At 69.2% G+C, this 8,163-nt stretch carries 8 protein-coding genes; 4 read left to right on the forward strand and 4 right to left on the reverse strand.

What is annotated here, in order from left to right; translation table 11 throughout:
* Positions 1–49 precede the first annotated feature (49 nt).
* The 3 genes from ACZ4Z5_RS30980 to ACZ4Z5_RS30990 form a co-directional block, all read right to left on the reverse strand.
* On the reverse strand, positions 50–247 hold the full coding sequence (locus tag ACZ4Z5_RS30980) for a hypothetical protein (RefSeq protein ID WP_468269156.1): 198 nt from the start codon (positions 245–247) through the stop codon (positions 50–52).
* Between the two features lie 291 nt (positions 248–538).
* Complete coding sequence (locus ACZ4Z5_RS30985) at positions 539–1,063, reverse strand: NUDIX hydrolase (protein WP_468269158.1); 525 nt, start codon at positions 1,061–1,063, stop codon at positions 539–541.
* On the reverse strand, positions 1,060–1,575 hold the full coding sequence (locus ACZ4Z5_RS30990) for a hypothetical protein (protein WP_468269160.1): 516 nt from the start codon (positions 1,573–1,575) through the stop codon (positions 1,060–1,062). Before ACZ4Z5_RS30990 ends, ACZ4Z5_RS30985 begins: the two co-directional genes overlap by 4 nt.
* Before the next feature lie 872 nt (positions 1,576–2,447).
* Between ACZ4Z5_RS30990 and ACZ4Z5_RS30995 the strand changes: the two genes are divergently transcribed.
* Positions 2,448–3,842: a hypothetical protein gene (locus tag ACZ4Z5_RS30995; protein WP_468269162.1), complete on the forward strand. Its 1,395-nt coding sequence runs from the start codon at positions 2,448–2,450 to the stop codon at positions 3,840–3,842.
* A complete protein-coding gene (locus ACZ4Z5_RS31000; protein ID WP_468269164.1) occupies positions 3,839–5,494 on the forward strand; it encodes a hypothetical protein in 1,656 nt (551 codons plus the stop codon). The genes ACZ4Z5_RS30995 and ACZ4Z5_RS31000 overlap by 4 nt, the downstream gene beginning before the upstream one ends.
* A 555-nt stretch (positions 5,495–6,049) precedes the next feature.
* Here ACZ4Z5_RS31000 and ACZ4Z5_RS31005 read toward each other — a convergent pair.
* Positions 6,050–6,427: a hypothetical protein gene (locus ACZ4Z5_RS31005; protein WP_468269166.1), complete on the reverse strand. Its 378-nt coding sequence runs from the start codon at positions 6,425–6,427 to the stop codon at positions 6,050–6,052.
* 245 nt (positions 6,428–6,672) lie between these two features.
* Between ACZ4Z5_RS31005 and mobC the strand changes: the two genes are divergently transcribed.
* Complete coding sequence (gene mobC / locus ACZ4Z5_RS31010; protein ID WP_468269168.1) at positions 6,673–7,107, forward strand: plasmid mobilization relaxosome protein MobC; 435 nt, start codon at positions 6,673–6,675, stop codon at positions 7,105–7,107.
* Positions 7,104–8,163, forward strand: a 1,060-nt coding sequence (locus ACZ4Z5_RS31015) for a relaxase/mobilization nuclease domain-containing protein (protein ID WP_468269170.1), incomplete at its 3' end; no start/stop codon positions are given. The genes mobC and ACZ4Z5_RS31015, both read left to right, overlap by 4 nt.

An 8,163-nucleotide genomic window follows, 5' to 3' on the forward strand; every position in this document is an offset into this window, starting at 1 on the left:
CCGCGACGGGCCTTCGCACTGTGCGCGATGCCAACCGGGGGATGCCGATTCACGAACATCTGACCGCGAACGCGCACGCTTCCACTGCGCACACCCCGACGGCCGCGAGCGCGAACGCCGCCACGGTCGGCCCGGAGGATTCCGCCTTCGCGAACGGCGCGAACGCCACCGTGCGCGAACTCGCGCAGGCCTTCGCGAACGCCGCGCCGACCGCGAACGCAGCCGCGAATGATGGCATCGCCGCCATGGCCACATCGCGAACGGCGGCCGGACCAGAACGCGAACGCCTGGCCGACGGCACCACCGAAAACGCGAACGCTCCCGGGCTTGACCTGGGAAAACTCAACCGCGAACGGTTAACGCTGCCCGCCGCGACGACAGCGCGAACGTTCGTCGCCGGTGGAGCGGTCTCCAGGCGCTACGCGCCTGGAGGTGGCGCTGCGCGCTACCGGTTGTCCCGCTCGTGGTGCAGGGGGGCGCGGAGCTTCGCTCCGCGAAGCTGCCGGGGTGCTGTGGAGCAGTGCAAGCGTGCTGCTGCTCAGACCCATTGGTAGTTGGTGTCGCTCAAAGCGGGGAGCATTGCCGTTGCGGCATCGACTGGATGAGTGGGGCTGTCGAGGTCGGCGATGGGCGCTGGGGGGAAGAGACTCAACGTGCGGGTCTCGCGGTATGGGAGCCAGACAATGACACCTTTTCCATGGGTGTCGTCCTCCTCGTGGAGCCGCAGCTCGTCGCGCATGCCCGGGGGCAGGTGGATCCGGTAGACGAAATGGAGCTTGCGGGGTGGGGTGGAGCCTGGTCGAGTGACCATCGCATCCAAGAGCCATGTGAAAGTGGGTTCCTGCTCGAGACGCGTCAGGTCCAAGCCCAGTTCTTCATCGAGTTCTCGCTGCAGGGCCTGCGGCAGAGGCTCCGCCGGCTCCACGTTCCCGCCGGGAAGCGAGTAGTGATCGACTCCGCGGTCGTTCGTTCTGCGGATCAGTGCCACTTCCTCGCCGTCAAAGACCAGCGCGGCAACGCGGATCTTGATCCGGTGGAAGGGGGTCTGCTCGATGCCGGTCATCTGTCCGTCCCCGTCGAGTGCTGTGGTGGCCTTTTCGGTGAGGCGGAGCCTCTGCGGTTGCCCATCCCTCGCCGGTTCCGGTGCCAGTCGATGACCTCTCCCCAGGACCGCAGGCCATCGGGCCCCGCTGCCGGGAAGGGGTTGCCGGAAGTCGCGGGATACAGCCGGGGATAGTTGCGTACCTCGACGTAGTCGCGGTCCAGTCGGCGTGCGGTCTCGGCAAGGGTGACCCGGTCGTTTCGTGGCCATTCGCGTGGAGGCTGAGCCGGCGGCCCGAACTCCGGGTTGCTTTTGACGTGGGCTTCGACTGCCGCCGCGACTTCCATACGCCGGTAGACCTTCATGGGCCTGCCTCGGCTGGCGCTTCTCTTGCCGGCGCCTTCGACCGCAGCAGGCCACTCGGGCCAGTGCACCCATTCACGTGTCACGGTCCCCTCGGCCACTTGGTAGTGGCCGGCGACGTGCCGCACCGTCCAGTGGTCTGGCTCGTCCCATTCCAGGATCCGGGTCATCGGACTCTCCCCACGACTTAATTACAGCCGATGCTACTACGGTGATGGGTCAGCCGCGGGAGGTCCCTGCCGAATTCGCCTGCAGCGATGTGGCTGGGGAGAAGTTGTGGGCTGCCGGCCCCGTGGTGGCGGGGGCCGTAGATCGGGGCCGAGGGAGTCCTTGGCCGGAAGGTGGCCGAGCGGTCCCTCCCGGGGCAAGAACAGGGGGCCGAGTGCTCGACTGGCGTCGCGGTGAGGGCACAGCCCCCCGCTGCCCGACCGGAGGGAACCGCCCTGAGACAGGCGGGGTGTTGCTGCGCAGGTGCAAGCACGCCCAAGGTCCGTAATCCTCCGTGGCCTGCTGCGTTGGCGGCTGCGGGCGCTTCGGGGTGGGAAAGAAGGCTGGCTGCGGAGGGAGGGGTGCCCGGCTGATCTCCGGTCGCCGTCCGTCGGCGGAGTCGCGGGCGGGCCGCCGTACCCCCGCCGTCACGGATGCGGGTGCGTGAGGCGGCCGCGCCGCCCGGGGAGTGGCTGAGGGGGAGCGCCTGCTGCCGCGATGTGGCCGAGGCCGCCATGGTCGCTCCGCGTCGGTGCGGGTCTCGTCGTGGTCGAACTGCGCTTCGTCACGGCCGTCTGGTATTTTCCTCGAAATGACCGTAGTAGAATCGGAAGAAATCTGCTAGACTGGTTCCGTAAGCAGGGGGAGAGGGGGTTGACGAAGGAAGGGGTGACGGCCGGTCGCCCCTTAGTGAAAGTGGTTTTTTCTACCCAAGACCGTAGTAGAATCGGAGAGAATTGCTTTGAATGGCATCCCGACCTCATCGTCGAGGCGCATCAGCGAGAGGGCACACACCGCACACCACGAGCTCACCCGCGCACTGGCCGGGCGTCCGTTGGTCGACTTTGACCGGCACACCACCGGCGGACGCGTCGCCTACGCCGCACCCGTCCCCGTGCACGCCGCACGTCCGGCCCTGTCGCTGGGCTGCTACGCGCCGTGGGCACCCGCCGCGCCCACCGAGGCGATCGCCGCTGAGCACGGCACCGGGGAGCGCCCTGCCGGAGAGCGCAAGCACACGTGGTGGGCCGTCATCGCAGACCGGGCCGCCGCCCGCATCCAGCGCTACGACCGCCCGGCCGTCATCGCCGGTTGGTACGCCGTCCCTTACCTGTCCGATCTCGCCCGCCCCGGCGGCACCGTGGCCGGACTGTCCAGCGACGTGCGCAACCGCATCGAGGACAAGGGCGCGATCGGCCGCATCCTGCACAGCGCCGGAGTGCCGCCCCGCATGATCATTGCGGGTACCACCTTCCGCCACCGGCTGCCCAGCCTCAACCAGATACGGAACCAAGTCGGCAGCCGCCGCATCGTCGTCCAGTCCGCCCACGACGCAGGCGGACGAGGCACGGTCTTCGTCGACGACGAGCGCGACATGCCCCGCGCCGCGGCCCTGCCCGGCCCCTGGCGAGTCTCTGCGTTCGTCGAAGGCTGGAGCTCCAACACCACCGTCCTCTCGCTCCCCGACGGGAACGGAGGCGTACGGATCTACGCCGACAGGCCCTCACACAAGGCCATCGGTGTCGCCGCCGTCGGCATCGGACCCGCAAAGAGCGCCGGTAACGACTGGTCGCAGCCATGGCCGTCAGCCGGAGTGGCCGACGTCATCGAAGCGGCAACCCGCATCGGCCAATGGGCATGGCGCAACCACCGCCTCACCGGCCTGTGGGGCATCGACACGATCTGGACCCCGGCCGGGCCGGTGATCAACGAGATCAACGCCCGCAAGCAGGGCACCACCGAGGTCTCCGGCGTCAACCAGCAGCTTGCCGGATACCCGCCGCTGGTCGTCGCCCACCTCACGACGCTGCTCGGCCACCCCGTCACATGGCTCCCCGCGCCGGAGGAATTCAACACGACCACCCTGGCAGCCGCCCCAGGAGGCACCCCCGCCCCCTACTACCTGAAGGTACGCGCCCGCCAGACCCTCACCGTCCCCGACGACTTCCACGGCTCAGGCATCTACCGCCTGCACGGCGACCGCCTGACGTGGGAGCAGCCCGGAGCACACCCCGCCGAAGCCGACAGCGACACCGGCCGCGTACTGATCGCCAACGCCCCCGCCGCAGGCACCACCTGCCCGCCCGGTGCCGAACTCGGCACCGTCGAGGGCGTCACCACCGGCCCCGCCTCACCGTTCGCGGGACCCGCCGAACTCTCCCCCCACGGCCGCGCCGTACTGGCCGCGTTCGACCGCCTCACCCACCACACCGAAGGGACCAGCCGATGAACCACGCCCAGAGCCTCACCGACCAGCTCCGCAACCTGCCCACCGAAGCACTGACCCGGCTCCAGTACCTCGCCCCCGCCACCGGCTGCCAGAACCGCTGCGCGTTCTGCTCGCAGGCCGCCGGACGCGAGGTCTGGCAGCTCACCCGCCCCGGCCTCTACGCGCTCATGTCCGCACTGGCCACCGTCGCCGACGAGCGCCGCGTGCGCATCGCACGCGGACGCGATGCCCACCGTCCGGGAACGATCTTCCCGTACCTGGACAACGACATCATGAGTTACCCCTACCTGGACGACTTCCTGTGCCTGGCGGACAGCGAACTCAGCGCAAAGGTCCGCCTCTCCACCGTCGGCTACTCCTCTGCCGCCCCCGACCTGGCCGCCATGCACCGCCGCATCGCCGCCGAGTTCGGACACGTCCTGGACGGCATACGCCTCTCCCTCACCCCGTACACCATCGGATGGACCGACCGGCCCGCCGAGAACACCACCCGCCAGCAGTTCACGACCGACGTGGCCAACCTGCTCGCCACCTACCGCCCGGTGTTCGACCAACTGGGCCACGGGGCCGCAACCGCCGCCGTCGAACTGCGGTTCGCCCCCCTGCTCGGCATCGTCGACGTCACCGACACCCACACCGACGGACACCACGTCATCACCGCAGGCCCCCACATGCTGATCAGCACCGAACCGACCACCCAGCCGGTACCCGCCGCCCGCGTGACGGCACTCGGCCAAAACAACCAGCCCGTGTTCTCCGCCGCCCCGCGCCGCTACCTCCACATCACCGCCCACGGACTCACCCCCGACACCGGCACCATCCGGGCTGCCCTCGAAGGCCACCTCAGCCACCCCCACCTGCGGCGGGAAGTCGACCTGTACCGGTTCAGCAACGCCGACGGCCCCTACTACGCGGCCAACCCGACGTTCGCCGAAGACGGGCAGTTCACCGCCCTGCACATCTACCCGCGCACCGAGCGCCGCAAGTCCGGATACACCGACGCCACCCGCCCATTCCTCAACACCCTGCTCGCCATCAAGGCCAGCCGGGGAATCGCCCGCCGCGCCCCGTTCCCCGAGGCCACGTGGAGCGACGTGCAGCAGATCATCACGCGCCTGGCGGACCGCGCCGCTGCACTCGACACCATCGACCCCGCAGCCGCCGAGCACATCCGCACCCAGGTTCTCCCCCTCGTGCAGACCTACACCACCGCCGTCCAGGCCGCCGGGTACCCCGCCTCCACCGTGTTCTCCCGGGACTTCACCATCGACACCGGACAGATCGTCAACCAGGGCCGCGGAATGGGACTCTTCCGAGGACTGGCCGCCACCCCCGACGAGCCGATGACACCGCGCGAGGAACGCGGATACGGCGAGGTCAGCCTCTCCAGCATCCGGGGCACTGTCTGGCGCATCGCACCCGTCCCCTTCACCACCAGCGGACGCCTCCCCCTGGCCATCGTCGGCGGGAAGAACCTCACCACCGACACCCCCTCTCTCGTGGTCGAAGAACTCGACCCCCGACACCTCCGGAACACCGACCGGGCCACCGGGGAACCCCTCCGCCGCTACGTCCTGACCGGTGTGGACATGGAACACATCACCATCGACCAGGGCCGGAACCGGCGAGCCTTCCCGGGCCTCGCCCACTGACCCGGCACCCCTAAGCAGGTGTGCCGGACCCGAGGGAAGCGGGTCCGGCACACCGCCAGGGTAAGCCACACCAGCCGGTCCTCCGCAGTGACGGTCACTGCGGAGGACCGGCGCGTGGAATAGGACGCCCCTCACGGGGCGGCTCAGCGTGGCCAGCCGCGTTTCCGGTCGGGCAGGGCCCTCTGCTTCGCGACGTTCCTTGCCCGGCCGGAGCGGCCGGCCGAGGACGCCCCCTCACGGGGGCGGCTGCCCTCGTCTGGGGCCGCTGCGCGGCCCCAGACCGCTGTGCCCGCGCAGAAGCGCGGGCAGGGAATGCAGCGACTCGGAGCCTTTCAGACTCCAGAAGTAGAAGCGCGGCGCTTCGCGCCGGCCCTGGGTGCTTCTCACCCAGGAGCGTGTGCCCGCTAAGAGTCAACCGCGGCAGGCTGCGGAGAGGTCTGGCTGACGACCAAGGCCGCTGTGCCGGTCGTATTCTCAGCTTCGAAGCCGAGGCAGGACCGTGGCCACAACGCGAAAGGGGCTCAGCGAATCGGGCCCCTCAGCGTCTACCTGTCGTCAGCCGGACAGGCTTCCGGCAGTCGCCGCCACCGTGTCGCCGGTGTTTTCCTGAGCCGACAGCGCGACCGTCGTCGCACTGCTCTCCGCCGACAAAGCCGCCGGCTCGACAGCGGTCTTCCTTGCTGCCGCCCGCTTCCGAGGCCGGCCCTTAGGGCGCTTGACCGGCTCGTCCGCGCCGATGGCCGTCAGTTCGTCCGCGGTCCACCCGGCTGCCTCGGCGTCCGCGTAGGCCTTGCCGTACGGCTCGTCCAGCGCAGCCAGCTGCTGCCGGAGCTCTTCGCGCTGGGCCAGGAGCTCCGCCAAGGGCGTGATCGCCTCCGCGCGAGCCGCCTGGATCTCTTCCATCCGTCGCAGGATCTCGTGTGTCCTCGCCATGCCCGGATGCTACTGCTTTCCCTGATCAGTCCGCGGCGGCACTGAAGCACCAATCACCGTACGCCACGGGCTTTTTGAGCTCAGCTCAGGTCATACCCGGTGGGCTTCTGGCGGGGGTAACTACCAGCAGCAAGGTAGTGCTTACTGGGCCCAGTAAGCGGCATCCCCGGGTGCACCTCCTTTAGGGTGGGCGGCCGGTGATCATGGGTCCGAGCACGGACCGGGGGAGACCGGAAGGGGTTGTTGTGGCAGAGCCACCAGCGGATGAGACACATCAGCGCCCCGCTGTGCGGCGGCGTGAGCGCGAAGCCGGCGGCGCTCGCGAGACACGCATCAAGGTGTCGTACAACGACGACGAGCATGCGGTCGTCAAAGCGGCTGCCGAACGCGAGCGTCAGGCGACGGCGTCCTGGATTGGACGCGTCTCCCTGGACGTCGCTGAGGAGATCGTCGTGCCCACGCCCGTCAACGCCAAGGCCGTTGTCGGCGAGCTGATTGAGGCGCGGAAGCAGCTCAAACGGGTCGGGGTCAACTACAACCAGATCGCGAGGGTACTGAACTCCGACGGCGAGGTGACCGATCCGCAGATGCTCGCGGTGCATCAGGCGCTGCTGACTGCGATCCGGCGTCTGGACGAGGCCACGCTCCAGCTGATGCGGGAGAGGAAGGAGCGAGGGTGATTCCGGAGAAGCTGGACGAGGGCAGCGACACCTACGGTCTGCTGCACTACCTGTACGGGCCGGGGCGGCGCGACGAGCACACCGACCCGCACATGGTGGCTGCGTGGGATCCCCACGTCGACGACCCGGGTCGTTCGCCGGACATGACGATCTCGGATCTCGCGCTGCTTTTGGACGCTCCGGTCTTCGCGATGCGGGGGAAGAAGCCGAAGCTGCACGTGTACCACGTGGCAGTCCGCAACGCCCCCGAGGACCGCATCCTCAGTGATGAGGAGTGGGCCGAGGTGGCCCGCGAGATGATGCACGCATCCGGGATCGCGGAGCACGGGGATGACGAGGCATGCCGATGGGTGGCTGTCCGGCACGCGGATGACCACATTCACCTCGTGGCGACCAAGGTGCGCGAGGACGGGCGGCAGCCGAACCTGCGGCAGGACATCGTGAAGATGCAGGCGGCGGCTCGCGTCCTCGAGGTGCAGTTCGGGCTTCGCCGCCTCAAGCACGGAGACAAGACCGCATCACGCTGGCGGAAGGCCGGCGAGCTGGAGAAGGCCGAGCGCCGCGGCTTGAGCGAGGCGCCCCGCGTGACCTTGCAGCGGACGGTGCGCGCGGCCGCGGCCGCGGCGACAAGTGAGGCCGACTTCTTCGCTCGACTGGCGTCGTCCGGGCTGCGCGTGAAGCAGCGGATTGCCCCGGACGGGAACGTGACCGGCTACTCGGTGGCGATGCCGGGGGACCGCAATCCGGAACAGACACCGATCTGGTTCCCGGGAGCCCGGCTTGCGCCGGACCTGTCCCTGCCCCGGGTCCGAGAGCGGTGGAGCACACCGATTCCGATGCCGCGCGTTGCGCCGGAAGAGATGTGGCAGGTGGCCGAGGGCAAGGTGCGGGCTGCTGCCGACCAGCTCGGTGCGGAGGGACTGCATCAGGGGGCGGGGGATGTGGCCGCACTCGGTGATCTGATCGTGGTTGCCGCCGTCATTTCGCCGCGCCTGGTCCGCAGCCAGATCAAGGACGCTGCGTACGAGTTCGAGCGGGCTTCCCGGGCTCCCGGCG

It is taken from the genome of Streptomyces sp. NPDC030222 (assembly GCF_055573115.1).

Excerpts from the sequence above, each read along its gene's own strand:
- ACZ4Z5_RS30980 (WP_468269156.1), bottom strand. The coding sequence starts at position 247 with ATGGCGGCGATGCCATCATTCGCGGCTGCGTTCGCGGTCGGCGCGGCG.
- ACZ4Z5_RS30985 (WP_468269158.1), bottom strand. The coding sequence starts at position 1,063 with ATGACCGGCATCGAGCAGACCCCCTTCCACCGGATCAAGATCCGCGTT.
- ACZ4Z5_RS30990 (WP_468269160.1), bottom strand. The coding sequence starts at position 1,575 with ATGACCCGGATCCTGGAATGGGACGAGCCAGACCACTGGACGGTGCGG.
- ACZ4Z5_RS31000 (WP_468269164.1), top strand. The coding sequence starts at position 3,839 with ATGAACCACGCCCAGAGCCTCACCGACCAGCTCCGCAACCTGCCCACC.
- ACZ4Z5_RS31005 (WP_468269166.1), bottom strand. The coding sequence starts at position 6,427 with ATGGCGAGGACACACGAGATCCTGCGACGGATGGAAGAGATCCAGGCG.